Source organism: Angustibacter sp. McL0619, from assembly GCF_049994355.1.
Taxonomy (GTDB): domain Bacteria; phylum Actinomycetota; class Actinomycetes; order Actinomycetales; family Angustibacteraceae; genus Angustibacter.
Map to the genome: position 1 here is coordinate 1,130,895 of NZ_CP188257.1, position 23,648 is coordinate 1,154,542.

The 23,648-nt window shown below is 71.0% G+C and carries 33 protein-coding genes; 11 read left to right on the forward strand and 22 right to left on the reverse strand.

The window, feature by feature from the left end:
* Positions 1–14: 14 nt before the first annotated feature.
* A complete protein-coding gene (locus ACPPVT_RS04900) occupies positions 15–1,163 on the forward strand; it encodes a HoxN/HupN/NixA family nickel/cobalt transporter (RefSeq protein WP_426565907.1) in 1,149 nt (382 codons plus the stop codon).
* Between the two features lie 23 nt (positions 1,164–1,186).
* On the opposite strand, the gene ACPPVT_RS04905 is transcribed toward ACPPVT_RS04900, so the two are convergent.
* Entirely contained in the window at positions 1,187–1,714 is a 528-nt protein-coding gene (locus tag ACPPVT_RS04905; protein WP_426565908.1) for a DinB family protein, read from the reverse strand.
* Between the two features lie 71 nt (positions 1,715–1,785).
* On the opposite strand from ACPPVT_RS04905, the gene ACPPVT_RS04910 reads away from it, so the two are divergent.
* From ACPPVT_RS04910 to ACPPVT_RS04935, 6 genes are all read left to right on the forward strand, one after another.
* Positions 1,786–2,718 (forward strand): XdhC family protein, encoded by a 933-nt coding sequence (locus tag ACPPVT_RS04910; RefSeq protein WP_426565909.1) that lies wholly within the window; start codon positions 1,786–1,788, stop codon positions 2,716–2,718.
* Positions 2,719–2,790: 72 nt separating this feature from the next.
* Complete coding sequence (locus tag ACPPVT_RS04915; protein ID WP_426565910.1) at positions 2,791–3,060, forward strand: hypothetical protein; 270 nt, start codon at positions 2,791–2,793, stop codon at positions 3,058–3,060.
* Between the two features lie 54 nt (positions 3,061–3,114).
* A complete protein-coding gene (locus tag ACPPVT_RS04920) occupies positions 3,115–3,990 on the forward strand; it encodes an AAA family ATPase (protein WP_426565911.1) in 876 nt (291 codons plus the stop codon).
* Complete coding sequence (locus tag ACPPVT_RS04925; RefSeq protein WP_426565912.1) at positions 3,956–5,110, forward strand: vWA domain-containing protein; 1,155 nt, start codon at positions 3,956–3,958, stop codon at positions 5,108–5,110. The genes ACPPVT_RS04920 and ACPPVT_RS04925 overlap by 35 nt, the downstream gene beginning before the upstream one ends.
* A gap of 11 nt (positions 5,111–5,121) precedes the next feature.
* A complete protein-coding gene (locus ACPPVT_RS04930; RefSeq protein WP_426565913.1) occupies positions 5,122–5,436 on the forward strand; it encodes a hypothetical protein in 315 nt (104 codons plus the stop codon).
* Positions 5,433–5,870 (forward strand): hypothetical protein, encoded by a 438-nt coding sequence (locus ACPPVT_RS04935; protein ID WP_426565914.1) that lies wholly within the window; start codon positions 5,433–5,435, stop codon positions 5,868–5,870. Before ACPPVT_RS04930 ends, ACPPVT_RS04935 begins: the two co-directional genes overlap by 4 nt.
* Here the strand turns inward: ACPPVT_RS04935 and ACPPVT_RS04940 are convergent.
* The 13 genes from ACPPVT_RS04940 to ACPPVT_RS05000 all read right to left on the reverse strand — a co-directional run bounded on the left by ACPPVT_RS04940 (position 5,867) and on the right by ACPPVT_RS05000 (position 16,308).
* Positions 5,867–6,238 carry a hypothetical protein gene (locus tag ACPPVT_RS04940; RefSeq protein WP_426567055.1) on the reverse strand — a complete coding sequence of 124 codons (372 nt, stop codon included), beginning with the start codon at positions 6,236–6,238 and terminating at the stop codon, positions 5,867–5,869. The two genes, ACPPVT_RS04935 and ACPPVT_RS04940, sit on opposite strands and share 4 nt — an antisense overlap.
* A 5-nt stretch (positions 6,239–6,243) precedes the next feature.
* Entirely contained in the window at positions 6,244–6,558 is a 315-nt protein-coding gene (locus tag ACPPVT_RS04945) for a hypothetical protein (RefSeq protein ID WP_426565915.1), read from the reverse strand.
* A gap of 2 nt (positions 6,559–6,560) precedes the next feature.
* Entirely contained in the window at positions 6,561–6,827 is a 267-nt protein-coding gene (locus ACPPVT_RS04950) for a hypothetical protein (protein ID WP_426565916.1), read from the reverse strand.
* A gap of 19 nt (positions 6,828–6,846) precedes the next feature.
* A complete protein-coding gene (locus tag ACPPVT_RS04955) occupies positions 6,847–7,074 on the reverse strand; it encodes a hypothetical protein (protein ID WP_426565917.1) in 228 nt (75 codons plus the stop codon).
* A gap of 18 nt (positions 7,075–7,092) precedes the next feature.
* Positions 7,093–7,347, reverse strand: a complete 255-nt coding sequence (locus ACPPVT_RS04960; RefSeq protein ID WP_426565918.1) for a hypothetical protein — start codon at positions 7,345–7,347, stop codon at positions 7,093–7,095.
* 9 nt (positions 7,348–7,356) lie between these two features.
* Complete coding sequence (locus ACPPVT_RS04965; protein WP_426565919.1) at positions 7,357–7,953, reverse strand: SRPBCC family protein; 597 nt, start codon at positions 7,951–7,953, stop codon at positions 7,357–7,359.
* Positions 7,953–8,963, reverse strand: a complete 1,011-nt coding sequence (locus ACPPVT_RS04970; protein ID WP_426565920.1) for an XdhC family protein — start codon at positions 8,961–8,963, stop codon at positions 7,953–7,955. The genes ACPPVT_RS04965 and ACPPVT_RS04970 overlap by 1 nt, the downstream gene beginning before the upstream one ends.
* Before the next feature lie 2 nt (positions 8,964–8,965).
* Positions 8,966–11,350, reverse strand: coding sequence for an aerobic carbon-monoxide dehydrogenase large subunit (locus ACPPVT_RS04975; protein ID WP_426565921.1), 2,385 nt, complete (start codon positions 11,348–11,350; stop codon positions 8,966–8,968).
* A gap of 4 nt (positions 11,351–11,354) precedes the next feature.
* On the reverse strand, positions 11,355–11,906 hold the full coding sequence (locus tag ACPPVT_RS04980) for a (2Fe-2S)-binding protein (RefSeq protein ID WP_426565922.1): 552 nt from the start codon (positions 11,904–11,906) through the stop codon (positions 11,355–11,357).
* A gap of 1 nt (position 11,907) precedes the next feature.
* Positions 11,908–12,783, reverse strand: a complete 876-nt coding sequence (locus ACPPVT_RS04985; RefSeq protein WP_426565923.1) for an FAD binding domain-containing protein — start codon at positions 12,781–12,783, stop codon at positions 11,908–11,910.
* 16 nt (positions 12,784–12,799) lie between these two features.
* The gene (locus tag ACPPVT_RS04990) at positions 12,800–13,039 is read right to left on the reverse strand and encodes a hypothetical protein (RefSeq protein ID WP_426565924.1); all 240 of its coding nucleotides are present in this window, start codon (positions 13,037–13,039) and stop codon (positions 12,800–12,802) included.
* A gap of 139 nt (positions 13,040–13,178) precedes the next feature.
* Entirely contained in the window at positions 13,179–15,014 is a 1,836-nt protein-coding gene (locus tag ACPPVT_RS04995; protein ID WP_426565925.1) for a flavin-containing monooxygenase, read from the reverse strand.
* Positions 15,015–15,129: 115 nt separating this feature from the next.
* Complete coding sequence (locus tag ACPPVT_RS05000) at positions 15,130–16,308, reverse strand: M20 family metallopeptidase (protein WP_426565926.1); 1,179 nt, start codon at positions 16,306–16,308, stop codon at positions 15,130–15,132.
* Positions 16,309–16,400: 92 nt separating this feature from the next.
* On the opposite strand from ACPPVT_RS05000, the gene ACPPVT_RS05005 reads away from it, so the two are divergent.
* A complete protein-coding gene (locus ACPPVT_RS05005) occupies positions 16,401–17,306 on the forward strand; it encodes an intradiol ring-cleavage dioxygenase (RefSeq protein WP_426565927.1) in 906 nt (301 codons plus the stop codon).
* Between the two features lie 17 nt (positions 17,307–17,323).
* Here ACPPVT_RS05005 and ACPPVT_RS05010 read toward each other — a convergent pair whose 3' ends face one another.
* A complete protein-coding gene (locus ACPPVT_RS05010; RefSeq protein WP_426565928.1) occupies positions 17,324–17,653 on the reverse strand; it encodes a hypothetical protein in 330 nt (109 codons plus the stop codon).
* Positions 17,654–17,701: 48 nt separating this feature from the next.
* Between ACPPVT_RS05010 and ACPPVT_RS05015 the strand changes: the two genes are divergently transcribed.
* On the forward strand, positions 17,702–18,349 hold the full coding sequence (locus tag ACPPVT_RS05015; protein ID WP_426565929.1) for a response regulator: 648 nt from the start codon (positions 17,702–17,704) through the stop codon (positions 18,347–18,349).
* Positions 18,350–18,442: 93 nt separating this feature from the next.
* Here ACPPVT_RS05015 and ACPPVT_RS05020 read toward each other — a convergent pair whose 3' ends face one another.
* Positions 18,443–18,631 (reverse strand): hypothetical protein, encoded by a 189-nt coding sequence (locus tag ACPPVT_RS05020; protein ID WP_426565930.1) that lies wholly within the window; start codon positions 18,629–18,631, stop codon positions 18,443–18,445.
* 165 nt (positions 18,632–18,796) lie between these two features.
* On the opposite strand from ACPPVT_RS05020, the gene ACPPVT_RS05025 reads away from it, so the two are divergent.
* On the forward strand, positions 18,797–19,222 hold the full coding sequence (locus tag ACPPVT_RS05025; protein ID WP_426565931.1) for a pyridoxamine 5'-phosphate oxidase family protein: 426 nt from the start codon (positions 18,797–18,799) through the stop codon (positions 19,220–19,222).
* Positions 19,223–19,238: 16 nt separating this feature from the next.
* Here ACPPVT_RS05025 and ACPPVT_RS05030 read toward each other — a convergent pair whose 3' ends face one another.
* Positions 19,239–19,493 (reverse strand): hypothetical protein, encoded by a 255-nt coding sequence (locus ACPPVT_RS05030; RefSeq protein WP_426565932.1) that lies wholly within the window; start codon positions 19,491–19,493, stop codon positions 19,239–19,241.
* A 92-nt stretch (positions 19,494–19,585) separates the two neighbouring features.
* Positions 19,586–19,945, reverse strand: coding sequence for a phosphotyrosine protein phosphatase (locus ACPPVT_RS05035; protein ID WP_426565933.1), 360 nt, complete (start codon positions 19,943–19,945; stop codon positions 19,586–19,588).
* Between the two features lie 38 nt (positions 19,946–19,983).
* On the opposite strand from ACPPVT_RS05035, the gene ACPPVT_RS05040 reads away from it, so the two are divergent.
* The gene (locus tag ACPPVT_RS05040) at positions 19,984–20,241 is read left to right on the forward strand and encodes a metalloregulator ArsR/SmtB family transcription factor (protein WP_426565934.1); all 258 of its coding nucleotides are present in this window, start codon (positions 19,984–19,986) and stop codon (positions 20,239–20,241) included.
* 34 nt (positions 20,242–20,275) lie between these two features.
* Here the strand turns inward: ACPPVT_RS05040 and ACPPVT_RS05045 are convergent, their stop codons facing one another.
* The 4 genes from ACPPVT_RS05045 to ACPPVT_RS05060 are packed head-to-tail and all read right to left on the reverse strand — an operon-like array spanning position 20,276 to position 23,648.
* Positions 20,276–21,490, reverse strand: a complete 1,215-nt coding sequence (locus ACPPVT_RS05045) for an alpha-hydroxy acid oxidase (RefSeq protein WP_426565935.1) — start codon at positions 21,488–21,490, stop codon at positions 20,276–20,278.
* A 4-nt stretch (positions 21,491–21,494) separates the two neighbouring features.
* Positions 21,495–22,466: an aldo/keto reductase gene (locus tag ACPPVT_RS05050; protein ID WP_426565936.1), complete on the reverse strand. Its 972-nt coding sequence runs from the start codon at positions 22,464–22,466 to the stop codon at positions 21,495–21,497.
* Positions 22,463–23,332: an amidohydrolase family protein gene (locus ACPPVT_RS05055; RefSeq protein ID WP_426565937.1), complete on the reverse strand. Its 870-nt coding sequence runs from the start codon at positions 23,330–23,332 to the stop codon at positions 22,463–22,465. The genes ACPPVT_RS05050 and ACPPVT_RS05055 overlap by 4 nt, the downstream gene beginning before the upstream one ends.
* Positions 23,325–23,648, reverse strand: a complete 324-nt coding sequence (locus ACPPVT_RS05060; protein ID WP_426565938.1) for an L-rhamnose mutarotase — start codon at positions 23,646–23,648, stop codon at positions 23,325–23,327. The genes ACPPVT_RS05055 and ACPPVT_RS05060 overlap by 8 nt, the downstream gene beginning before the upstream one ends.

A 23,648-nucleotide genomic window follows, 5' to 3' on the forward strand; every position in this document is an offset into this window, starting at 1 on the left:
CTAGTTTCGGTGCCATGGCGATTTCCGAGGCTCCGGTTGCGACGGCCGACGAGTCGCCGTCCTCGCTCCGGCAGTTCCGGCGGTCGCTGGATCGCACCCAGTGGCTGGTGCTCGCCGGCATGGCCGGCTTCATCGTGCTGCTGCACGTGGTCGGCTGGGGGGTGCTGTTCGGTGCGGTCGCGCCGAAGGAGCTGCGGCTCGGCGATGGCCAGATGTACGGCGTCGCGCTCGGCGTCACCGCCTACGTGCTGGGCATGCGGCACGCCTTCGACGCCGACCACATCGCGGCGATCGACAACACCACGCGCAAGCTGGTCGCGGAGGACAAGAAGCCGCTGAGCGTGGGCTTCTGGTTCTCCCTCGGTCACTCCAGCATCGTCTTCGGGCTGTGCCTGCTGCTCGGGATCGGCGTCAAGGCGCTGTCCGGGCAGGTCGAGAACGAGGACTCGACGCTGCAGCAGTTCACCGGGGTCTTCGGCACCAGCGTCTCCGGACTGTTCCTGATCGCGCTCGGCATGATCAACCTGGTCTCCCTGATCGGCATCCTGGGGGTCTGGTCCGGGATGCGCAGCGGCGTGTACGACGAGCAGGCGCTTGAGCACCAGCTGGACAACCGCGGCCTGATGAACCGCATCCTGCGGCCGGTGATGAAGGGCGTGCGCCAGCCCCGGCACATGTACCCGGTCGGGTTCCTGTTCGGCCTCGGCTTCGACACCGCCACCGAGGTCAGCCTGCTGGTCCTGGCCGCGGGCAGTGCCGCCGTCTCGGTGCCTTGGTATGCGATCCTGGTGCTGCCGGTGCTGTTCGCCGCCGGGATGAGCCTGCTGGACAGCATCGATGGCGTCTTCATGAACTTCGCCTACGGCTGGGCCTTCGCCCGGCCGGTGCGCAAGGTGTACTACAACATCGTGATCACCGGCCTCTCGGTCGCCGTCGCCCTGGTGATCGGGCTGATCGAGATCGACTCGATCCTGGTGGAGAAGCTGTCCATCGACTCGGGGCCACTGCATGCGATCGGCACCCTCGACCTGAACTACGTCGGGTACGTCATCGCCGGGCTGTTCGCCCTGACCTGGGCGGTCGCGTTGCTGTGGTGGCGGTTCGGCCGGGTCGAGGAGCGCTGGAGCGCCGGGCTGGCCGGGCGCGCGTCGTCCCAGAGCTGATCGGCGCTGATCCGAAGTCGGCGCTACTGGCCCGTGGCACCGTCGATCTGCTCGCGCAGGATGTCCGCGTGACCGTTGTGCCGGGCGTACTCCTCGATCATGTGGATGACCACCGAGCGCAGGTCGAAGCGCACGTCGCCGTCGGACCGGCTGTCCACGTAGGTCTCGTCCAGCGGCCGGCCGTCGATCGCCCGGCGCGCCGCCTCGACCTCGGCCGCGAAGGTCGCGAAGTCGGCCTCCGGGTCGGCGTCGTCCACCGCCAGGAAGTCGTCGTCCGGGTCAGGTCCCTTCCAGTACAACTGGTCCAGCGCCTCGCCGGCCACCCGACGTCGGAACCACTGGCGCTCGACGTCGCTCATGTGCCGCACCAGCCCGAGCAACGAGATCTCGGACGGCGGGACGGCCCGCCGCCGCAGCTGCTCGGCCGTCAGGCCGCTGCACTTGGCCAGCAAGGTCGCCCGGTGGTGGTCGAGCCTGCTCAGCAGCGCGGGCCGCTCGTCCGCCAGCCACAGCGGCCCTGGTCGCGCCACCTCCGGTGCCGTCCACTTCATGCAGAACTCCTCGAAGTCGGGCGTGCAGCGTGCACCTCGTCGACGGTAGCGCTGCGCACTAGGCTCCTGACGTGTACGACATCGCGCTGACGGTCGAGGCGTGCCTTCGCGCCGGCACCCGGGTCGACGTGGGCTGGGCCGTCGCCACCGAGGGGATCAGCTCCCGGGACTGGAGCGAGGCGGTCGCCATCACCCCCGGCGGTGGGCGCACTGGCGGCGTGCTGTCCGGCAGTCTCAACGAGCAGCTGGCCGACCGGGCCGAGCAGGGGATCGGTGCGCGCGTCCTGCGGCTGCAGGTGAGCGAGGTGGACGCGATGGTCGCCGGCCTGTCCTGCGGCGGTGCCGCGACCGCCGTCCTGCTGCCGGCCACCAGCCTGCCGGGCGAGCTCTGGGGTGCGCTGCGCCGCCGCGAGCCGGTCTGCCTGGTCCTGCCGCTGGACGGGGACGACGTCCACGACGTCACGATGTTCACCGCGGACGACGTCGACGCGGCGGGTGAGGACGCGGCGCAGCTGTTCGCCCGCGGGACGAGCGCCAGCACGGTCACGGCCGACGCCGTGGTCACGGTGCTGTTCCCCGTGCCGACGCTGCTGGTCGTCGGGGCCGGTGCCATCCCGGACGCCCTGATGGTCTGCGCCGACCTGCTCGGCTGGCACACCCAGGTGACGTCGGACGCGGCCACAGCGACCGGCGTGATCGCCGGCCTCGCCCGGATCGACGTGCTGGTGGTCACCAGCCACGACGACGACGTCGCGGGGCGCGCGCTGGCCGCCGCGCTGGACGGTGAGGTCGGCTACATCGGCGCGCTCGGGTCCCGGCGCAAGCAGCAGGCACGAGCCGACTGGCTGGCCTACCGCGGTGTGGTCGACCTGAGCCGGGTGCACGGACCCGCCGGGCTGGACATCGGGGCGGGCACCGCGGCCGAGATCGCGGTGTCCATCGTCGCTGAGGCGATCGCCGTCCGGTCCGGACACGCCCGGTCCGGCGAACAGCCGATCATCTGAACAGCCCTCGTCCGAACCCGTTCCGCGATCTACAGTGGGGTGGGTAGGCGACCTCGGGTGAAGGGTTCGGCGATGACACGGCAACCGGACGACGCGGACGACACGGTAGAAGTGCTGCGCACGGTCTGGGCGGCGCAGGACCCCGTGGCCGCGGCCGCGGATGACGACTGCGGTCCCACCAAGTCCTGCCGGAACATGAAGGACGTCAGCTTCGACGGCTTCGCCGAGCCGGGCAGCGACATCGGCGCCGCCTGGCGGGCCAAGCTGCAGCGCGAGGGGAAGCTCAGCACCTCCGGCGCCAGCGTGCGCGACCTCGTGCTCGGTACGGCGTCGAACGACTGACCGGTCCGCACCGAACGCCCGCAGGTCCGCACGCCGACGCCTAGGAGAACCTGGATGGATCGACCCGAGAGCGTCGGCGCGCTGACCGAGATCCTGCGCTCCGGCGGGTACCTGGCCGACCGCGGGCTGTCCACCGCGCTGTTCGTCGGCCTGTCGCTGAACCGGCCCGTCCTGCTCGAGGGCGAGGTGGGGGTCGGCAAGACCGAGGTGGCCAAGGTGCTCGCGGAAGTGTTCGGGCGCAAGCTGATCCGGCTGCAGTGCTACGAGGGCATCGACACCAACCAGGCGCTCTACGAGTGGGACTACGCCCGCCAGATGCTGCACCTGCGTGCCCTGTCGGACCATCAGCTGGACGACGACGCAGCCGTCGAGAAGGTGTTCGGCCCGCGCTTCCTGCTGGAACGGCCGCTGCTGGAGGCCGTGCGGGCCGGCGACCGCGCGGTGCTGCTGATCGACGAGGTCGACCGCGCGGACGACGAGTTCGAGGCCTTCCTGCTCGAGGTGCTCTCGGACTACCAGATCAGCATCCCGGAGATCGGCACCATCACCGCGGAAAAGCCGCCACTGGTGATCCTCACCTCGAACCGCACCCGCGAGCTGCACGATGCGCTCAAGCGCCGCTGCCTGTACCACTGGGTCGGGTTCCCCAGCGCGGAGCGCGAGCTCGAGATCGTGCTGGTCCGCGAACCCGGCGTGTCGCAGGCGCTGGCGACCAAGGTCGTGGCCGCGGTCAACCGGCTGCGCGCCCTCGACCTGGCCAAGCCACCCGGTGTGGCCGAGACGATCGACTGGGTCCGCACGCTCGACGTCCTGGGCGAGAGCGAGCTCAACGCGCGGACGGTCGACGACACGATGGGCGCCGTGGTCAAGGAGCGCGACGACGTCGAGCTGGTCCGTGAGCACCTTGACCACATCGCCACCGGCGCCTGAGCCGGACGAGCTGGTCCGCCTCCTGGTGGGCTTCGCACGCCGGCTGCGCGAAGCCGAGCTGGCCGTCGGCTCGGGCGACGTCCTGACCTACTGCGCCGCGGCGGCCGCACTCAACCCCGCTGACCTGGTGGACGTCTACTGGGCCGGGCGAACCACCCTGGTGATCCGGCGCGACCAGATCCCGGTGTACGACAGCGTGTTCCGCAGCTACTTCCTGGACGAGGCGGACGACGAGCCGCCGAAACCGTTCAGCGTCAAGGCGAAGCAGCAGGCCCAGTCCGTCCTGCAGGTGCCGGAGTCCGAGCCGGGGGAGCAGCGCCGCGAGGACCAGCAGGCGCTGCTCGGCCTGATCGCCTCCGACGCGTCGTCGCTGAAGGCGAAGTCGTTCGCCGCCTGCACCGCCGAGGAGCTGCTCGCGTTGCGGCACATCATGAAGTCGCTGCGGCTGACGCCCCCGCGCCGGCGCACCCGTCGGACCGTCCGCGCCTCGTCCGGCCGGGTGCCGGACCTGCGCCGCACGGTCCGCGAGACCATGCGGCTGCACGGCGAGCCGACCGAACTGTACTGGCGCCGCCGTCGGCTGCGGCTACGCCCGCTGGTGCTGATCCTGGACGTGTCCGGCTCCATGTCGGACTACTCGAGAGCGCTGCTGCAGTTCGCCTACTCGACCAGCCGCGTGCCGACCAGGGTCGAGGTCTTCTGCTTCGGCACCCGGCTGACCCGGATCACCCGCGAGCTCGACCACCGTCGTCCGGACGAGGCGCTGGACCGGGCCGCCAGGGCCGTCGTGGACTGGGAGGGCGGCACCCGGATCGGCTCGTCGCTGGACACGTTCGTGCGCGACTGGGCCCGTCGCGGCCGGTGCCGCGGGGCGATCGTGGTGATCTGCTCGGACGGCCTGGACCGCGGCGATCCCGCGGTGCTGGCGACCGCGATGGACCGACTGTCCCGGTTGTGCCACCGGATCGTCTGGATGAACCCGCACAAGGGCGAGAGCGAGGACTTCCGGCCCAATACGCTCGGCATGATGGTCGCGGCCCCGCACATCGACCTGCTGATGTCCGGCCACGACCTGCGCAGCCTCGAGCAGTTCGCCTCGGTGCTGCCGGACCTGCGATAGGAGGCGGCCAGGTGCTGTGGAGCGTGCTCGTCGAGGCCGACGGCGACCGGGCGGTGACCCGCGAGGAGGTCGTCGAGCTGGCTGACGCCGTCGCTGCCGCATCCGGGATCGCCTCCGGCATCGGCACCAACGGTTACGGCGCGCGGCTGCTGGTCGAGGCGGACACCCCGGACGAGGCGACAGCCCTGGGACGCGAGGAGTTCACCCGGGCAGCGGCCGCCGCCGGACTGCCGCCGTGGCCGATCGTCACGCTGACGGCCACCAGCGAGGACGACGACGAGGACGACGACGACCAGCCGGCGACGAGCCCGGGTCAGGCCGGATGATCCGGCTCGGATCCCTTGCGGGGTACCCGTTCGAGGGGCCGCGGGTGCTCGGTGGTTGGACGCCGCCGGCCCGGCCCGCGGTGTTCGCGATCCTGTGCCGACCCGAGCCGGAGGCCAAGCCGGACCGGTACGCGGTGATCTACGTCGGGCACTGCGACGACCTGGCTGCCGAGCGGTTCCCGTTCAACCACCCCCAGGCCGCCTGCTGGGTGCGGCGCGCGGGCAACCGGTGGAAGCTGCACGTGTGCACCTACGAGGTGCCCGGCGGGCTGCGTTCGCACCGCGAGCAGATCGCCCAGGAGCTCGTCGCGATCTACCACCCAAGCTGCAACGAGCAGCAGTACGACCGGTCCTGGCAGGACCACTGGATCGGCGAGTACAAGGCGCCGACGACCGGCCCGCTGACCACCGGACGCGACCCGGACGACCGCTAGGCCGGCACCGAGGGCTCAGCGGGCGGGCGGTACCCGACGCCGTCGTGCAGCCGTGAGCGCCGCCGACCGGCCGCGGGCTTGGCCGGCGGACGCTCGACCGGCTGCTCGGGCATCGGGGTCACGCCGGCCACGATGCCCTCGGCCATCCCGTACAGCAGCGGTAGGGCGCCGGCCACCACGCCGCCGGTGCGGTTGATGTTCTGAACGCCGGGCAAGATCGGCTCGGCGTTGGCCACGATCTGCCGCACCAGGTCGCGGCACTCCTCGAGGTGCCCGGCGACCTGGGTCAGCTGGCTGCCGACGACGAACAGGTAGAACGCCAGGCCGGCGATCATCAGGACGATGTCGATGACAGAGAGCACGACCATGGCCGTCACATCCTCACCTTCGCCAGCACCCGTCCGAGGAACAGGTGGTGTTCGAGACCCTCGGCGAGGACGGCGTCCACGCCGTTGGCGGTGACCCCGATCAGCGCCGCGTCCGCGGTGTTGTCGACAGCCGCCTGCAAGGTGTCGCGGACCCGCAGCACCCGCTGGTCGATCCGGCGCACCAGCAGCACCAGGATGGTCAGCAGGGCCGCGACGGCCAGCACGACGACGAACCCGCCGATGATCGCCCCCCACCACAGGTTCTCCTGGGTGGAGGTCAACGCCTGCACGCTCGCCGGCGTCATGCTCGTCGTGCCCACCGTCAGCCTCCCAGCCTGGTGCGTCCGCGGTTCAGCCCGGCCACGATGACCGTGGCGTGCTCGATCGTGGTGTTGAGGTCCTTCAGCGCCGCCGTGTTCTGCACCGACAGCTGCAGCGACTCGTCGATGTCAGCGGCCTCGTTGCCGATCTTGTGGGCCAGCAGCAGGATCGGCACGACGAGGGCGACGACCACCAGGACGACGACTATCGCCACCGTGTAGCCGATCACCCAGCCGGTGGTGGAGTCGCTCGCCGCGAGGGTCACCATGGTAGATATCCCTTCCCGCTCAGACGGTTTCGCAGAAGTCGCGGACCGGCTTGAGGCTGTCGTTCACCGACGCCACCACCGGTGGCACGGTGCTGGTCTGGCTGGCGACGACGCCGAGACCGCCGATCAGCGCGGTGAGCGTGCTGCTGACCGCGCGCAGGTGGAAGATCACCCGGATCAGGCCGAGTGCGGCGGCGGCGATGATGAGCACGGCGAGGACCACGGTCACCCAGGCGACGACTGGCACGACGGATCTCCTTCCTGCTCAGCCGAGCAGCTTGGCGACGGAGCCGGCGTAGCGGACGGCGCCGACGGCTACCTCATGGATGGTCTGGTCGGTGGTCGCCAGCGCCTCCGGGACGCCGTCGAGCTCGCCGATCAGCGCGACGCCGCCGGCCAGGATGTCGTCGGAGGCACCCCGGATGCGTTCCAGCGCAGCGAGAACACGGTTCAGCAGGGCCACCAGCACTGGCACCACGACGAGCAGCAGCACCGCGTTGCCGATCCACCACAGCACCATGCGGCCTCCTCAGCTCGGGTTCGGTTGGTAGGGCAGGAAGAAGCGGCGGAACACCCGCATCAGGGCCATCCGCATGGCCCGCAGGCCGATCGCCAGACCGCTGGCCGGCGCCGCGTTGGCCACCTGGTCGGGGGACAGGCCCTGGTCGGCCGCCTCGATCCGGCGCTGCATGTTGCCGGCGAAGTCACGCATCAGCACCGAGGTGACGTCGGAGATCATGCCGCGGCCGTACTGGGCCGCGGCGCCGGACAGCTGCAGGTCCTGCACGACGTCCACCTTGGTGCCCGAAGCGGTCGGTGCCAGCGTCGCGGTGACCAGCATGCTGGCCTGCCCGCGGCCGCGTTCGTCCGCGCCGGACGCGTCGACGACGACCCGCTTGGCCGCGTCGTCCCGCTCCACGATGGTTGCGGTGCCGGCGAACTGGAGCTTGACCGGTCCCATCCGGATGCCGACCCGTCCCAGGAACTTCTGCGAGCCGTCGTCCGACTGCTGCTCGTCGGTCAGCTCGGCGCCGGGCAGGCAGGCCGCCACCTGCGGGATGTCGTCGAAGAACGACCACACCTTGTCGATCGGCTGCGGCACCTCGAAGTCGCTCTTGATCAGCATCAAGCCTCCTCGGACCGGTGGGTCGCCGTAAGGTACGCGTCGGGGTCCAGCAGGAACCGGTCCCGGCAGCCGACGCAGCAGAAGTACGAGACAATGCCCTGGTGCTCGACCGGGTGGCTGGACGCGTCGGCCCGCACCGTCATCCCGCAGACCGGGTCGATCGCCTGAGCCGGCTCGAAGACCTGTGCCGCAGTGTTTTCGGGGCTGCCGCTCGTGCCTCCAACGAGGTTGCCGGCGGCCCGATCGCGGACCAGCTCGGCGAGGATCGCGACCGCGATCTCGCGGTGCGTGGTGTGCCCCAGGTCCAGGCCGACCGGCACCCGCACCCGGTCGAGCTGGTGCTGCGGGACTCCGCGGTCGGCCAGGTAGCCGAGCACCGCCTCTCCGCGGCGCCTCGAAGCGACCAGGCCGACGTAGGCGGGGGAGGCGCCGACCGCCTGCTCGACCGCCTCCTCGTCGCCGTGACCCTGGGTGGCCACCACGACGATGGTGCGCCGGTCGACGTCCGCGGCGGAGAAGTCAGGGTGGTCCAGCAGGTCGGCCCGCCAGCCCAGCGCGGTGGCGAGCTCGGTCAGCGTGGACGCCATCGGCGAGCGCCCGACGACCAGCAGCCGCGGGCGGGGGGTGGCCGGTTCGACGTACACCTCCAGCGCGCCCTCGCTGGCGCAGGAGACCGGTACGACGACCATTCCCTCGGGGACGGCGGCGCCGAACTGCTCGACGCTGCCGAGCAGCAGCAGCTTCGGCTCACCGTCCCGCATCACCTGCTGCGCCTGGCGGATCACGGCCGGCTCCGCGCAGGCCCCGCCGATCCAGCCGTGCAGCTGGCCGGCCGCGGTGATGATCGCCCGCGAACCCTGCTGCCCGGACGAGGGACCCTGGCGCCACACCACGGTGGCCAACGCGAAGTCCTCGCCCTGCTCGGCGAGCTCGCGGGCCTGCTCGAGGATGTCCCAGCCGTTGAGCGGTCCGGGTTTCAGCGGTCCGGGGTTCAGCGGTCCGGTGCTCATCGTCACTCCGTCCGGACCGGTGGGGCGCCGGAGACGTCGCGGCGCATCGTGATGGCCTCGTAGACCCGGTCCGGCAGCAGCGGCATGTCGATGTTGCGCACGCCGGTGCCCTTGAGCGCGTCCAGCACGGCGTTGACGAACGCGGCCGGTCCGCCGACGGTCGCGCACTCGCCGATGCCCTTGGCTCCGATCGGGTGGTGCGGGCAGGGGGTGACGACCTCGTGCAGCTCGTAACCCGGTGTCTCCCAGGCGGTCGGCAGCAGGTAGTCCATGAAGTTCGAGCCGACGCAGTTGCCCTCGGCGTCGAACGTGATGAACTGCATGCTGGCCATCGCGTAGGCCTCGGTCAGGCCGCCCATGATCTGGCCCTCGACGATCATCGGGTTGATCCGCACCCCGCAGTCGTCCACCGCGACCACCTGCAGCACGTCCCACACGCCGGTCTCCGGGTCGACCTCGACCGTCACGATGTAGCAGGCGAACGGCCAGGTCAGGTTCGGCGGGTCGTAGTAGGCGTTGGCCTCCAGGCCGGGTTCCAGGCCGTCCGGCATGTTGCTGTACGCCGCCATCGCGCACTCCTGGATGGTGGCGCCGCGGTCCGGTGCGCTGCGGACGTAGAACCGGCCGAGCTCCCACTCGAGGTCCTCCTCGGACACCTCGAGCAGGTGCGCGGCGAGCTTGCGCGCCTTGGCCCGGATCTTGCGCGAGACCATCGCGACCGCCGCGCCGGCGACCGGGGTGCTGCGCGAGGCGTAGGTGCCCATGCCGAACGGCGCGGTGTCGGTGTCGCCCTCTTCGACCAGCACGTCCTCGGCCGGCAGACCCAGCTCGTGCGCGACGATCTGCGCCCACGTGGTCTCGTGCCCCTGACCCTGCGTCTTCGCGCCGGTGCGCAGGATCGCCTTGCCGGTCAGGTGCACCCGCAGCTCGGCGGAGTCGAACATCTTGATGCCCAGGATGTCGTACTCGCGGCTGTTCCCGGCGCCGAGGGGCTCGGTCATCGTGGAGATGCCGATGCCGAGCAGCCGGCCGCGCGATGCCGCCTCGGCCTTGCGGGCCAGGAAGTCCTGGTACCCGATGGCCTGCAGCCCGACGTCCAGGCACTTGCCGTACTGACCGGAGTCGGTCAGGAACCCGAACGGTGTGCGGTGCGGGAAGTCGTCGTCCCGCACGAAGTTCATCCGGCGGAACTCGGCCTGGTCGATCCCCAGGTCGTCCGCGGCGGCCTGCACCATCCGCTCCTGGAAGAACATCGCCTCGGTGACCCGGAAGGAGCACCGGTAGGCCACTCCGCCGGGCGCCTTGTTGGTGTAGACGCCGCGGGCGGTCAGGTGCGCGGCCGGGATGTCGTAGCAGGCGAACGCCGAGTGCATCAGGCCGATCTTGAACTTGCTCGGCTGGGCATCGGCGAAGAAGGCGCCGTGGTCGGCGTCGGTGTGCATCCGGACGCCGAGGATCCGGCCGTCCTTGCGCAGCGCCAGCTCACCGGTCAGGTAGACGTCGCGACCGAAGCCGGTCGAGATCAGGTTGCCCGAGCGGTCCTCGATCCACTTGACCGGCCGCTCCAGCAGGATCGAGCAGAGGATCGAGGCGACGTAGCCGGGGTAGACCGGCACCTTGTTGCCGAAGCCGCCGCCCAGGTCCGGCGAGACGATCCGGATCAGGTGCTCGGGCAGCTCGGCGACCATCGCGACCGCGGCCCGGATGATGTGCGGGGCCTGCGAGGTCATGTAGACGGTCAGCTTGGACGTCGCCCGGTCGAAGTCCGCGATGGACCCGCAGCACTCCAGGGGCGAGGGGTGCGAGCGCGGGTAGTGCAGCTGGAGCCGCGAGACCAGGTCGGCCTGCGCGAAGGCCCGGTCGGTCCCGTCCTTGTCGCCGACCTCCCAGTCGTAGACCACGTTGTCGTGCTGGTTCTCCTTGTCGTCGCGGATCAGCGGCGCGTCCGGCGCGAGCGACTGCGCCGGGTTGACGATCACCGGCAACGGCTCGTAGTCGACGACGATCCGCTCGCACGCGTCCTTGGCGATGTACGGGTCGTCCGCGACGACGACCGCGACCTCCTGGCCCTGGAAGCGCACCTTGTCGGTGGCGAGCACGGCCTGCGTGTCGTAGCTCAGGGTCGGCATCCAGGCCAGGTTGCGGGTCGCCATCATCTCGCCGGTCAGCACCAGGCGGACGCCGGGCACCTCCCACGCCTTGGTGGTGTCGATGGACCGGATCCTGGCGTGCGCCAACGGGCTGCGCAGGATCTCCATGTGCAGCATGCCGGGCAGCACGATGTCGTCGACGTAGTTGCCCTTGCCCCGGATGAACCGGTTGTCCTCGACCCGCTTACGGCTGGACCCGAGTCCGCCGATCTTGATCTCGTCCAAGGCCTGCGACACGTCGTCAGCTCCCGTCCTCGTCGGACCCGGACCCGGACTCGGCCCGCATCTTCCTCGCGGCCCACAGCACCGACTTCACGATGTTCTGGTAGCCCGTGCAGCGACACAGGTTGCCCGACAGCGCCCAGCGGATCTCATCCTCGGTGGGGTCGGGGTTCTCGCCCAGGAAGGCCTTGGCGGTCAGCATCATCCCGGGCGTGCAGAAGCCGCACTGCAGGCCGTGCTCGTCCTTGAAGCCCTCCTGCAGCGGGTGCAGCTCGCTGGCACCGGCCAGCCCCTCGACCGTGGTGATCTCGTGCCCGTCGGCCTGCACGGCGAGCATCGTGCAGCTCTTCACCGGCTCGCCGTCGAAGAGCACCGTGCACGCACCGCAGTTCGTGGTGTCGCAGCCGGTGTGGGTGCCGGTCAGCTGCAGCCCCTGGCGGATCAGGTGGGCCAGCAGCAGCCGAGGCTCGATGTCCGCGGTGCGGCGCTGGCCGTTGACGGTGATCGTCACCCGCCGTACCGGGGTGTCCTGGCCCGGCTCGGCGGCGATCTCCTCGAACAGGTGGGTCATGTCAGGCCGCCGTCTCGTGGGTCTCGGCTACGCGGGTCAGGATGCGCTGGACGAACGTATGCACGATGTGCCGCTTGTACTCCGCGCTGCCGCGGTGGTCGGTCCGCGGCCGGGCCGCCTGCGCGGCAAGCTCAGCGGCCGAGCTGATGGTGGCTGCGCCGAGCGCGGCGCCCACGAGTGCCGCCGCCGCCTCGGTGGCGTCGATGGTGGACGGTCCGACACCGGTCAGGCCGATGCCCGCCCGGGTCACCACGCCACCGGTGCTCTCCACCGAGATGGCGACGCCGGCCGTCGCGAAGTCGCCCACCCGCCGTTCGAGCTTCAGGTACCCGCCGGCGCGCACGCCCTGAGCGGCCGGGATGACCGCCTCGACGGCGATCTCGTCGTACGCCAGGACGTTCTGGAACGGCCCGGTGACGAACTGCCCGATCGGGATGGTCCGCGTCCCGGCCGGACCGCGCGCGACGACGTGGCCGCCCAGCGAGGTGACCACGGAGGCCCAGTCCCCCTGGGGGTCCGCGTGGCACAGCGACCCGACCAGCGTGCCGCGGTTGCGCACGATGGGGTCGGCGATCAGCGGTGCGGCCGCGGCCATCGTGGGCTGGCGCTCGACCAGCAGGCCGGAGCGCTCGAGGTTGGCGTGCCGGCACAGCGCGCCGATGTGCAGGGTGCCGTCAGCGTCCATCCGGTGGTAGCCCAGGTCCGGCAGGTTGTTGATGTCGACGAGCAGGTCGGGCGAGGCGAAGCGCAGCTTCATCAGGGGCACCAGGCTCTGCCCGCCGGCCAGCACCTTCGCCTCGCCGGCGCCGGCGTGCAGCAGCTCGAGGGCCTCCTCGATGGTGCGCGGCGCCTCGTAGCGGAACCGGGATGGGTACATGCAGCCTCCTCCGGCCTCAGGCCCGGTTGCCTTCGGGGTCCGGGACGGCCACCGGCACCGACTCCTCCTCGGGGTCGGGCCGGGGCTGCTGGTGCGGCGGCCAGGGGCCCTGGACCGGCTGGCCGGCCACCTTCAGGTAGTCGATGAGCTCAGGGAACGCGAACACCGTGGGGCTCTTGCCGGTCTTCGGTGCGTTCTCGAAGAGCTCGAACAGGCGCGGGTTGCCCTGGCTGTGGCCGTTCGACTCGACTCGCATGCGTCGTGCCTTCCCGCTGGACGCCGCCGAGGCGGCGTCACCGCTGATACGAAGATGTTGTACTGCGAACGATCTCTGACACAAGAGCGGAGCGAAAGTTGCCTCTCCTTCCGTGTCGCACGGCCGACATTCCGGGTGGTCAGGACCGGTGGTGCACCTCCTGGAGCCCCCACACCGGGGTGGGAACGCCTTCGTAGCGGGCCTTGAGCTGCAGCGCGAGGTACAGCGAGTAGTGCCGGGACTGATGCAGGTTGCCGCCGTGGAACCACAGCGCCTCCTGCTGGGTCGGCTTCCACATGTTGCGCTGCTCGCCCTCCCACGGCCCCGGGTCCTTGGTGGTGTCCGAGCCGAGCCCCCAGACCTTTCCGACCTGGTCGGCGACGTCCTGGCTGATCAGATCGGCCGCCCAGCCGTTCATCGAGCCGTAGCCGGTCGCGTAGACCACGAGGTCGGCCTCGAGCTCGGTGCCGTCGGCCAGCACGACCGAGTGCTCGCGCAGGTGGTCGACCTGGCCGTGGGCGAGCTTGACGTCGCCGTTGGCCACCAGGTCCGCGGCGCCGACGTCGATGTAGTAGCCGGACCCGCGGCGCAGGTACTTCATGAACAGCCCGGAACCGTCGTCCCCCCAGTCGTGCCGGAAGCCGGCGGCCTCGAGCCGGTCGTAGAACTCCTGGTCGCGCTCACGCATCTGGTCGTACAGCGGGATCTGGAACTCGTGCAGGATCCGGTAAGGCAGCGACGCGAACACCAAATCTGCCTTGTCGGTCGTCATGCCGGACGCCACTGCCTGCTCGGAGTAGAGCGCGCCGAGCCCGATGTCCATCAACGTGCCGGACTTCACGATGTGCGTGGAGGACCGCTGCACCATGGTGACGTCGGCGCCGACCTCCCACAGCGCGCCGCAGATGTCGAAGGCCGAGTTGTTGGAGCCCACGACGACACATCTCTTGCCCGCGTAGGCGTCCGGGCCGGGGTGCGCGCTGGAGTGGTGCTGGTCGCCGGCGAACACGTCCATCCCCGGCAGGTCTGGCACGTTCGGCTTGCCGGACATCCCGGTCGCCAGTACGAGCTGCTTGGGCCGCAACGTGATCGGGTTGCCGTCCCGCTCGACCGTGACGGCCCACTCCCGGGTCTGCGGTGAGTAGGCCGCGCTGGTGGCGACGCTGTTCGTCCAGTACGGCACCTCCATCACCGAGGTGTAGGACTCCAGCCAGTCGGCGATCTTGTCCTTGGGGGAGAACACCGGCCAGTTGTCCGGGAACCTCAGGTACGGCAGGTGGTCATACCAGACCGGGTCGTGCAGGCACAGCGACTTGTAGCGGCCACGCCACTGGTCACCGGGACGGGCGTGCTTGTCGATGACGATGCTGGGCACCCCGAGCTGGCGCAGCCGGGCGCCGAGCGCGATGCCCCCTTGGCCGCCGCCGACGACCAGCACGTACGGCTGGACGGCGGCGCCGAGCTCGCTCGCCTCACGCTGCCTCGCCTCGGACCAGGTCACCCGCTCGCGGTGCGCACCGTGCTCGGCCCCGAGCGGGCGGGCCGGACCGCGCGGCTCCTCGTACCCCTTGAGCTCGTACAGCGTGGTGAGCAGCGTCCAGCACTCGTCCGCCTTGAGCCGCAGGTGACCCCGGCCCCGGCCCACCGCAGTCTCGAAAAGGATCCACGCCTCGGTGACGCCGCCCGCCTCGGTCGGCTGCTCGTCGGGGTCGGCCACGAAACCGTGCGCGTCCGCCGCGTCCATCGTTCCGCGCAGCAGCGCGGCGACGCCGTCGCGGCCCTCAACGGTCCTGATGTTCCAGGTGAAGGCCACCAGGTCGCGCCAAAAGCTCTGCACGGCGAACAGGGCGGCGCCGGCCTCGGCGTCGCGCGCCACGAGCGCGGCCTCCAGCCGGCCCAGCCAGGCGTCGACCCTGGCGGCGGCCGGGTCGGGACCTGCTTCTGCCGGGTCGGTTCGGTCCAGGGTCTGGCTCACGTCGGCTCCTCGCGTCCGCGGGCGCGTCGCTGCGTCCGCGCCTCCCACAGAACACCTCCGACCGCCCGGACGGAAGGGGTGAAGTCGGGCGAGCAGGGCCGGTCCGGCGAGCGGGTCAGCCGACGGACGTCGAGCGTGCCGTGCCGTCCAGCAGCCCGGGCTCGTCGGCCACCGCCAAGGCGGTCAGCGCCAGCGCCTTCGCGCCCTCCAGCATCGTGCGGTCGCCGACCTCGGACACGCACGCCGCGGCGAACTCGTGCTGGTGGTTGACCGCGGGCCAGGACAGCACGGCGAGGTCGGCGTGCAGTCCGGGCACCAGCTGGCTGACGTTGCCGAAGTCGGTCGAGCCGCTGATCGAGTCGGCGGCCGGGTCCGGTGTGTACGGGCGGCCGATGGCCTCGCAGGCGGCGGTGAACTCGGCGGCCAGCCCCGGATGGGCGTCGATCGGCTCGTAGACGTGCCCCTCGACGGCGATCTGGACCGTCGTCCCGGTCGCCGTCGCCGCACCGTCCAGGCAGGCCCGCACCCGGGTGCGAAGGTCCACCAGGTCCGCGACGTCGCCGGCCCGCAGGAAGTACGACGCCTCGGCCCGCTCCGGGACCACGTTGGCCGCCTGGCCGCCGTCCACGATCACGCCGTGCACCTGCTGCAGTGGCCGCAGGTGCTGGCGCAGCATCGCCAGCGACGTGTAGCCCTGCACGACACCGTCCAGCGCGTTCAGCCCGAGCTCGGGCGCGGACGAGGCGTGCGAGGCCCGGCCGGTGTAGACCACCCGCCACTCCTCGATGGCGAGCGCCTTCGGGGCGTGGTCGTCATAGGGCGTCGGGTGGATCATCATCGCGGCGTCGACCCCCACGAAGGCGCCGGCCCGGATCAGGTCGACCTTCCCGCCGCCCGCCTCCTCCGCGTGCGTTCCCAGCACGGTCAGACGCAGCCCAGCGGCCTCGACGAGCGGGGCGAGCGCCAGCCCGGCGCCGACGGCGGAAGCGGCGATCACGTTGTGGCCGCAGGCGTGCCCGACGCCCGGCAGCGCGTCGTACTCTGCGCAGACGACGACGTGCGGCCCGCGATTGCCCAGCCGCGCGGCGAACGAGGTGGGCTGGCCGTAGGCGCCGCGCTCCACCTCGAAGCCGTGCTCCTCGAGCAGGTCCGCGCACCGGGCCGCAGCGCGGTGTTCCTCGTAGGCGAGCTCGGGATCGGCGGAGATGGCGTGGGACAGATCGACCAGGCGAGGTGCGAACGCGTCCACGCTGGCGCAGACCTGGCTGACCTGCTCGGCGGTGAAGTGCGGCATGGCCGCCATAGTGCCTGCTGGCGCCCGGGTCGTGCAGCGCACTCCCAGCCGGCGCGCCGCAGCCGCTCAGGTGCCGGACCTAGCGTGCAGGCATGACCAGCCGCGACCAGAGCCCCGAAGAGCACGCCGGACAGCGCCCCGAAGCGCACGACCTCGGCCTCTCCCACGACCTGCCGACCCTGCTGAGCCGTCGTCGCGCGTTCGGTCTGGCCGGTGCAGCCGGACTGGCCGCTGCGCTCGCCGCCTGCTCGTCGGCGTCGGACTCCTCAACCGGCTCGGCGGGCTCGACCGGTGCGGGTCCAGGGGCTGGGCCGGGTGGTCCGCCGGGTGGCGGTCCGGGAGGCGGGTCGAACGTGCAGGTCGGTGACGGCGAGATCCCCGAGGAGACCAACGGGCCGTACCCGGCGGACGGCACCAACGGCGCCAACGTGCTCACCGAGTCCGGCATCGTGCGCGCCGACCTCAGGTCCAGCTTCGGTGACGGCAGCGCGGTCGCCGGCGGGGTCCCGCTCACCTTCGCGCTCACCGTGGTGGACGTCAGCGGCAGCGACGACGCCGGCAAGCCGGCCGCGGGCGCCGCGGTCTACGCCTGGCACTGCGACCGCGAGGGCCGGTACTCGATGTACGACGACCAGATCTCGGGCGAGAACTACCTGCGCGGGGTGCAGGAGGCCGACGCGAACGGCACCGTGACGTTCACCTCGATCTTCCCGGCCTGCTACTCCGGGCGGTGGCCGCACATCCACTTCGAGGTCTACCCGAGCCTGGCCGACGCCACCTCGGCGTCCAACCGGATGCGGACGTCGCAGCTGGCCTTCCCGGAGGACGTCTGCCGCCAGGTGTACGCCAGTGACGGCTACCAGGCCAGCGTGGCCAACCTGGCCAAGGTCAGCCTCGACTCCGACAACGTCTTCTCCGACGGCTACTCGTTGCAGATGGCCAAGCTCAGTGGGTCGGTGGACCAGGGCTACCGGGCGACCCTGCGGGTGCCGATCTGATCGACTGCGCGCTGCGTTCAGCTGCCATGCACCGCCAGCACGTCGCAGGACGCCTGTTGCGTGCACCGTCCCGCGACGTCGTGGCCATCAACAGGAGCATCCCGCCCGATGACCAGCAGCGAGGCACCCCGACTGCGTTCGACCAGCACCAGCGCCGGGTCCCCTTGCACGACCTCGAAGCTGCTGGACAGCCGGTTGAGCCCCTTGAGGCCGCGCAGTGCCGCCCGAAAGGTTGCCCGGTCCACCCCGTCCCGGTCCTCGGGGCTCAGGTGCGCGGCCGCGACCTGGAGGAAGAGCACCCGGGCGCCGCGATGCGCGGCCTCGGTCTCGGGACCTTTGGCACTCATTCTGCCCCACCGGGGTTAGGTCATAGTGGGAGCAGAAGGAGGCCGGCGATGACGGTGAAGGTGTTCCTGCTGGACGACCACGAGATCGTCCGGCGCGGTCTGCGTGAGCTGCTCGAGCTCGAGGACGACATCGAGGTGGTCGGGGAGTCGGCGTCCGCTCGCGAGGCGACCCGACGCATCCCGGCCCTGCGCCCGGACGTGGCTCTGCTGGATGCCCGACTCCCGGACGGCTCGGGCATCGACACCTGCCGTGACGTCCGCTCGGTCGACCCGACCATCGCCGTGCTCATCGTGACCTCGTACGACGACGAGCAGGCCCTCGCCGCCGCCGTGGCGGCCGGTGCCGCCGGCTACGTGCTCAAGGACATCAAGGGCAACGACCTGGTCTCCTCGATCCGCCGGGCCGCGGCCGGCGAGTCCCTGATCGACGAGGCACGACGGGTGAGCATCCGCGAGCGCTGGGACGCCGGTCGCGACGACCCGCGACTGGCTGCCCTCTCGCCGCAGGAACGGCGCATCCTGCAGCACATCGCGGACGGGCTGACCAACCGTCAGATCGGCGAGACGATGATGCTGGCAGAGAAGACGGTCAAGAACTACGTGACGGCCATCCTGAGCAAGCTCGGCTTCGAGCGGCGCACCCAGGCCGCGGTGTACGCGGTCACCCAGGGAGTCACCAAGCCCCAGAGGCGCTGAGCGGCAACGGGTTCGAGGCGCGTCCGCCCGCCCAGTCCGGCAGCGGGACGCTCCACCGGACGGCGGTCCCGGCCGGTTCGCGGCCACCGACCGTCAGCGTCCGGCCGAGCCGCTGCGCCCGTCGGGCCAGGTTGGCCAGCCCACTGCGCGAGCCGCCGGGCTCAGCTCCCCGAACACCTTGCCACGGATGGTCACGGGCGGGTCGCCGATCCGTTGCCGCTCCTGCTCGGACAACCCGTGGGTGACGAACTCGACGAGCCGCTCGCCTTCGGGGGCCAGCACGCCCAGGGCTGGGCCCCTGCGCCGTCCTGCGGTCCCTGTGTCACGGCGCTCAGCGTCGTGCCGCTGACCGCTGAGGTTCCGGGACCTCTGGCCCTGCCGCGCCGCTGCTGGCGCAGCGACGATGAGCGGGACGCGACCCAGCACCCGACGAAGGTGGGCAGACCCGTGGAACTCCAGACGACGGACATCGAGCAGCTGCAGGAGCACGAGTCGTGGGCACTGGTCCGCGGCACGGCAGTCGGACGGCTCGCCGTGGTCGTCGACGACCAGCCCGAGATCTTCCCGGTCAACCACCTGGTCGACCACGCGGACCTCGTCTTCCGCACCGCGGCAGGCACCAAGCTGAGCGCCTCGGACGGCCGCCGGGTGGCCTTCGAGGTCGACGGCGTCGACGTCGAGACCGGCCAGGCCTGGAGCGTCGTCCTCAAGGGACGAGCGCACGTGGTCCGCAAGCTGCACGACGTGCTCGACACCTATGGCATGCCGTTGGACGCCTGGCAGGGCGGCGCGAAACCGACGTTCGTGCGGATCCAGGTGGACGAGGTCACCGGCCGCCGGTTCACCCCGACCTGGCGTCGACCGCCGACCTGAGCCTGCTCACCGGCGCCTAGCCGAGACCGGCGCAGCGTCGGCGGGGGCGCCGCGGATCAGAACCGCGCGGATCAGAACCGGGAGCCGGCATCAGCCGGCGGAGCTCGTCGGTCTGGGGGTCCGGGTAGCGGCTCAGGATCGCCTGCAGCTCGAGCTGGTCGGCGTGCGTGACGAACGCGGCCAGGTCGGCCTCCAGGCGGCGGCGGCGCAGGTTCTCGCTACGACGAACGATCCTCGTCGCCCGCCACACCAGGAGACTGGGTAGCACCACGTTCTCGCCGTCCCTACCAGGTCTGCCGGACCCGGCCGAAGAACCTCCATCCTACGCGCGAGCGAGGGGATTGACCCCTCGGCCGGTGGACGTCACACGCTGCGGGCAGGCATGCCGAGCTCGTCGAGCAGGACGAGTACACGGCGTTTGAACTCGTCGCGGATCGGGCGCACCGCGGCCAGCCCCTGGCCGGCTGGGTCGTCGAGCTCCCAGTCCTGGTACCGCTTGCCCGGGAAGATGGGGCAGGTGTCGCCGCAGCCCATGGTGATGACCCCGTCGGAGTGCTCGACCGCCTCTCGGGTCAGGATCTTGGGCTTCTCGGCATGGATGTCGATGCCCTCCTCGGACATCGCCGCGACCGCTGCCGGGTTCACCAGCTCCGCAGGCTCGGAACCGGCCGAGCGCACGTCGACGGCGCCCCCGGACAGGCGCAGCAGGTAGCCGGCGGCCATCTGGGACGCTGACCGCGCAGGACGCCGTCGCGCTGGCCGTGCGGCTCAAGGCGATCGCCGACCCGATCCGCCTCCAGCTCGTCGCGTTCCTGCTGGGTGCGCCGAAGTGGGAGGCCTGCACCTGCGACCTGGCACCCGTCGTCGGCCTGAGCGAGGCGACGGTCAGCCACCACCTGCGCAAGCTGCTCGAGGCCGGTCTGTGCACGAAGCGGCGGGACGGGATGAACGTCTGGTACCGCCTCGTCCCCGACTCCCTGACGGCCATCTCCCGGATGCTCGACCCGGGCTGCTGCTGACAGCAGTTGGGTCAGGTACCTGTTGCAGCGCTGGTCAGGGGTGTAAGCGGGAGACGTGCCGCGGTTCCAGCTCGGCGACGGACTGGACGCCGAGCAGGGCCAGGGTGCGTTCGACCTCGGCGCGCAGGATCGCGATGGCGCGGTCGACGCCGGCCCGCCCGCCGGCCATCAGGCCGTACAGGTAGGCCCGGCCGACCAGGGTGAAGGTGGCCCCGTGGGCCAGGGCGGCCACGATGTCCTGGCCGGACAGGATCCCGGTGTCCAGATGCACCTCGACGTCGGCGCCGACGTCCTTCACCACCGCCGGCAGCAGGTGGAACGGGACGGGCGCGCGGTCCAGCTGGCGGCCGCCGTGGTTGGACAGCAGCACCGCGTCAACCCCGACCTGCGCGCACGCGCGGGCGTCCGCGACCGTCTGCACTCCCTTGACCACCACCTTGCCGGGCCACTGCTCGCGGATCCACTCGAGGTCCTGGTAGGTCACGGTGGGGTCGAACATCGTGTTCAACAGGTCGGCCACCGTGCCTGACCAGCGGTCCAGCGACGCGAACGCCAACGGCTCGGTAGTTAGGAAGTTCACCCACCACGCCGGGCGCGACAGCGCGTTCAGCACCGTGCTCGGGGTCAACGTCGGGGGGATCGTCATGCCGTTGCGCACGTCTCGCAACCGGTTACCGGCCACCGGTACGTCCACCGTGACCAGCAACGTGTCGAACCCCTGCGCCGCCGCCCGCTCCACCAAGGCCATCGAACGGTCCCGGTCCCTCCACATGTACAGCTGGAACCAGTTGCGCCCACCTGGAGCCGCCGCCGCCACCTGCTCGATCGACGTCGTGCCCATCGTCGACAGGCAGAACGGGATCCCGGCCGCCTGCGCCGCCTGCGCCCCCGCCACCTCACCCTCGGTCTGCATCATCCGGGTGAAGCCGGTCGGCGCGATCCCGAACGGCAACTCCGAACGCTTCCCCAGCACCTGCACCGAAGGATCGACCATCGAGACGTCCCGCAAGATCGACGGATGGAACGTCACCTCGGCGAAGGCCCGCCGGGCGCGGGTCAGGCTCACCTCACCATCGGCAGCACCATCGGTGTAGTCGAACGCCGCCTTCGGAGTGCGGCGCCTTGCGATCGTCCGCAGGTCAGCGATCGTGTGCGCCCGCGACAAGCGCCGCTGCGTCGCACTCCAGGCCGGCTTCTTGAACCGCAGCAGCGGTGCAAGATCGTGCGGGGTTGGCAGCTGTCGCTTCACGAGGTCATCTCCGTAGCCCCACCGTGGTATCAGCATCTGGCCACAGGTCCTCGGCCACGGAGGTGGTGGCCCACTCCGTAGCGGTCCGGGCATGCTCAGCGGTGCCCAGCCCGGCCACCACGCTGACCACAGCAGGATGCGTCAGCGGGAACTGCAGCGCTGCGTGTGGCAACGAAACGCCGTATCGTGCAGCGGTTTCAGCCAGTCGACGCGCTGCGGTGAGCATCTCCGCAGGCGCTGGGCCGTAGTCGAAGTACACCCCGGCTGCCGGCTGCGCACTGGCGAGCAGACCGGAGTTGAACGGCGCTGCACTGACCAGCGCGACGCCCTTGGCCAGGCAGTCGTCGAGCAGTGGCTCCGCCGTGCGGTCGGCCAACGTCCAGCGACCGGCCACCATAACCACGTCGATCGGGGTCTCGGCCACGAAACGGCGCAGCGGTGCGACGAGGTTCATGCCGACCCCGACGGCGCCGACCACACCCTGGTCCTTCAGCTCCAGCAAGGCCGGAACCGCCTGCGACACAGCGACATCCATGAAGTCCTCGGGGTCATGCACATAGACGATGTCGATCCGCGACGTGTCGAGTCGTCGCAAGCTGGACTCGAGGCTGCGCCGGACGCCGTCGCGGCTGTAGTCCCGCTCACGCCGCAGCGTGTCCGGGACGGCGAACCCACCGGCGCCCAGATCCGACCCGGACGGAGCGTCGTTGTCGACCAGCAACCGGCCGACCTTCGTCGAGAGCGCGAACGAGTCGCGCGGTCGGTCCCGCAAAGCCTGACCGAGACGCGTCTCGGACAAGCCCAGCCCGTAGTGCGGGGCGGTGTCGAAGTACCGGACGCCACCGCACCACGCCGTCCCGACGGCGGCCATCGCAGTGTCGTGATCCACTTCGCGGTACAGGTTGCCGATCGGCGCCGCCCCGAATCCCAGCTCGGTGACCCGGACGCCGGTCCGGCCGATCTCCCGGGTCCTCATCGCGCCAGCCCGTACCAACGTTCGGCGGTGCCCCCGAACACGGCCTCCCGCTCCACCGGGTCGAGACCGTCCGTCAGTTGCTCGGCCAGGGCGATCACCGTGTCGTAGGACGCCGCCAGCAGACAGACGGGCCAGTCGGACCCGTAGATCGTTCGGGTCGGCGGGAAGGCGTCCAGGATGACCTCCGCGAACGGTGCCACCTGGCTGGGTTCCCACGATAAGTGGTCGGCCTCGGTGACGAGACCGGAGAGCTTGACGGCGAGGTTCGGCAGGCGTCCCAGCTCTGCGAGCCGGGTGGCCCAGGGCTGGCGTCGACGACTGGCGATCGCAGGCTTGCCGGCATGGTCGAGCACGAACCGTAGCTGCGGCAGGGCCTCGACGGTTTCGGCCACAGCCTGAAGCTGGTGGGGGATCACGACGAGGTCGTACACCAACCCGGTCTCGGCCAGGGCGGCCAGGCCACGACGGACGTCTGGACGGCACAGCCACCGCGGATCCGCCTCCTCCTGCACCTGGTGCCGGACCCCGACGAGCCGGTCACCACCGGGAGAACGGCGCAGACGCTCGACCTGGGTGGACACGTCCGCGGTCAGGTCGACCCAGCCGACGACGCCGCGGACCTGTGGGTCCCCATCGGCCAGCGCCAGCAACCAGACGGACTCCTCGGGGACGTTGCCGGTCTGCACCAGCACGGTGGCCGCGATGTCGTGGGCCTGCAGGCTCGGGCGCAGCTCGTCAAGCTCGAAGGATCGGCGCAGCACGGGCAGCTTCTCGGTCCAGGGTTGGTCCCGCACCGCGAGGTCCCAGACGTGGTGATGCGCATCGACCCGCCACGTTCCCGGCCTGGGCTCAGCAGGCTCAGTCACAGTGGAAGACCTCCTCGGCCGCGGCCCACCACTGCCCAGGGGACGCGGTCGGTAGCGGCTGCTGGCAGGGGTCCGTGAGCTCCCACCACGACCTGGTCGTCTCGTCGGCCGCCAAGGCAGCCATGTCGGCGGCGTAGTCGGCCCCGTCGTACTCGAGGTAGCTGAACAGCAGTCCGTCACGATGGAAGATCGAGTAGTTGTGCACGTGCGCGGCCCGCAGCCCGGCCAGCACCTCTGGCCAGACCGCCGCGTGCAGCGCGCGGTACTCGGCTTCCCGTCCCGGGCGCAGCCGGATGACGGACGCGAACCGTTGCAT

Excerpts from the sequence above, each read along its gene's own strand:
- ACPPVT_RS04915 (WP_426565910.1), top strand. The coding sequence starts at position 2,791 with ATGACACGGCAACCGGACGACGCGGACGACACGGTAGAAGTGCTGCGC.
- ACPPVT_RS04920 (WP_426565911.1), top strand. The coding sequence starts at position 3,115 with ATGGATCGACCCGAGAGCGTCGGCGCGCTGACCGAGATCCTGCGCTCC.
- ACPPVT_RS05035 (WP_426565933.1), bottom strand. The coding sequence starts at position 19,945 with ATGGCCGCCGGCTACCTGCTGCGCCTGTCCGGGGGCGCCGTCGACGTG.
- ACPPVT_RS04970 (WP_426565920.1), bottom strand. The coding sequence starts at position 8,963 with ATGAGCACCGGACCGCTGAACCCCGGACCGCTGAAACCCGGACCGCTC.
- ACPPVT_RS05060 (WP_426565938.1), bottom strand. The coding sequence starts at position 23,648 with ATGCAACGGTTCGCGTCCGTCATCCGGCTGCGCCCGGGACGGGAAGCC.
- ACPPVT_RS05050 (WP_426565936.1), bottom strand. The coding sequence starts at position 22,466 with ATGAGGACCCGGGAGATCGGCCGGACCGGCGTCCGGGTCACCGAGCTG.
- ACPPVT_RS05010 (WP_426565928.1), bottom strand. The coding sequence starts at position 17,653 with ATGAGTGCCAAAGGTCCCGAGACCGAGGCCGCGCATCGCGGCGCCCGG.
- ACPPVT_RS04965 (WP_426565919.1), bottom strand. The coding sequence starts at position 7,953 with ATGCTGATCAAGAGCGACTTCGAGGTGCCGCAGCCGATCGACAAGGTG.
- ACPPVT_RS04960 (WP_426565918.1), bottom strand. The coding sequence starts at position 7,347 with ATGGTGCTGTGGTGGATCGGCAACGCGGTGCTGCTGCTCGTCGTGGTG.
- ACPPVT_RS04980 (WP_426565922.1), bottom strand. The coding sequence starts at position 11,906 with ATGACCCACCTGTTCGAGGAGATCGCCGCCGAGCCGGGCCAGGACACC.
- ACPPVT_RS04990 (WP_426565924.1), bottom strand. The coding sequence starts at position 13,039 with ATGCGAGTCGAGTCGAACGGCCACAGCCAGGGCAACCCGCGCCTGTTC.
- ACPPVT_RS04950 (WP_426565916.1), bottom strand. The coding sequence starts at position 6,827 with ATGGTGACCCTCGCGGCGAGCGACTCCACCACCGGCTGGGTGATCGGC.
- ACPPVT_RS04905 (WP_426565908.1), bottom strand. The coding sequence starts at position 1,714 with ATGAAGTGGACGGCACCGGAGGTGGCGCGACCAGGGCCGCTGTGGCTG.
- ACPPVT_RS04900 (WP_426565907.1), top strand. The coding sequence starts at position 15 with ATGGCGATTTCCGAGGCTCCGGTTGCGACGGCCGACGAGTCGCCGTCC.
- ACPPVT_RS05000 (WP_426565926.1), bottom strand. The coding sequence starts at position 16,308 with ATGCCGCACTTCACCGCCGAGCAGGTCAGCCAGGTCTGCGCCAGCGTG.
- ACPPVT_RS04935 (WP_426565914.1), top strand. The coding sequence starts at position 5,433 with ATGATCCGGCTCGGATCCCTTGCGGGGTACCCGTTCGAGGGGCCGCGG.
- ACPPVT_RS04985 (WP_426565923.1), bottom strand. The coding sequence starts at position 12,783 with ATGTACCCATCCCGGTTCCGCTACGAGGCGCCGCGCACCATCGAGGAG.
- ACPPVT_RS05015 (WP_426565929.1), top strand. The coding sequence starts at position 17,702 with ATGACGGTGAAGGTGTTCCTGCTGGACGACCACGAGATCGTCCGGCGC.
- ACPPVT_RS04940 (WP_426567055.1), bottom strand. The coding sequence starts at position 6,238 with ATGGTCGTGCTCTCTGTCATCGACATCGTCCTGATGATCGCCGGCCTG.
- ACPPVT_RS05005 (WP_426565927.1), top strand. The coding sequence starts at position 16,401 with ATGACCAGCCGCGACCAGAGCCCCGAAGAGCACGCCGGACAGCGCCCC.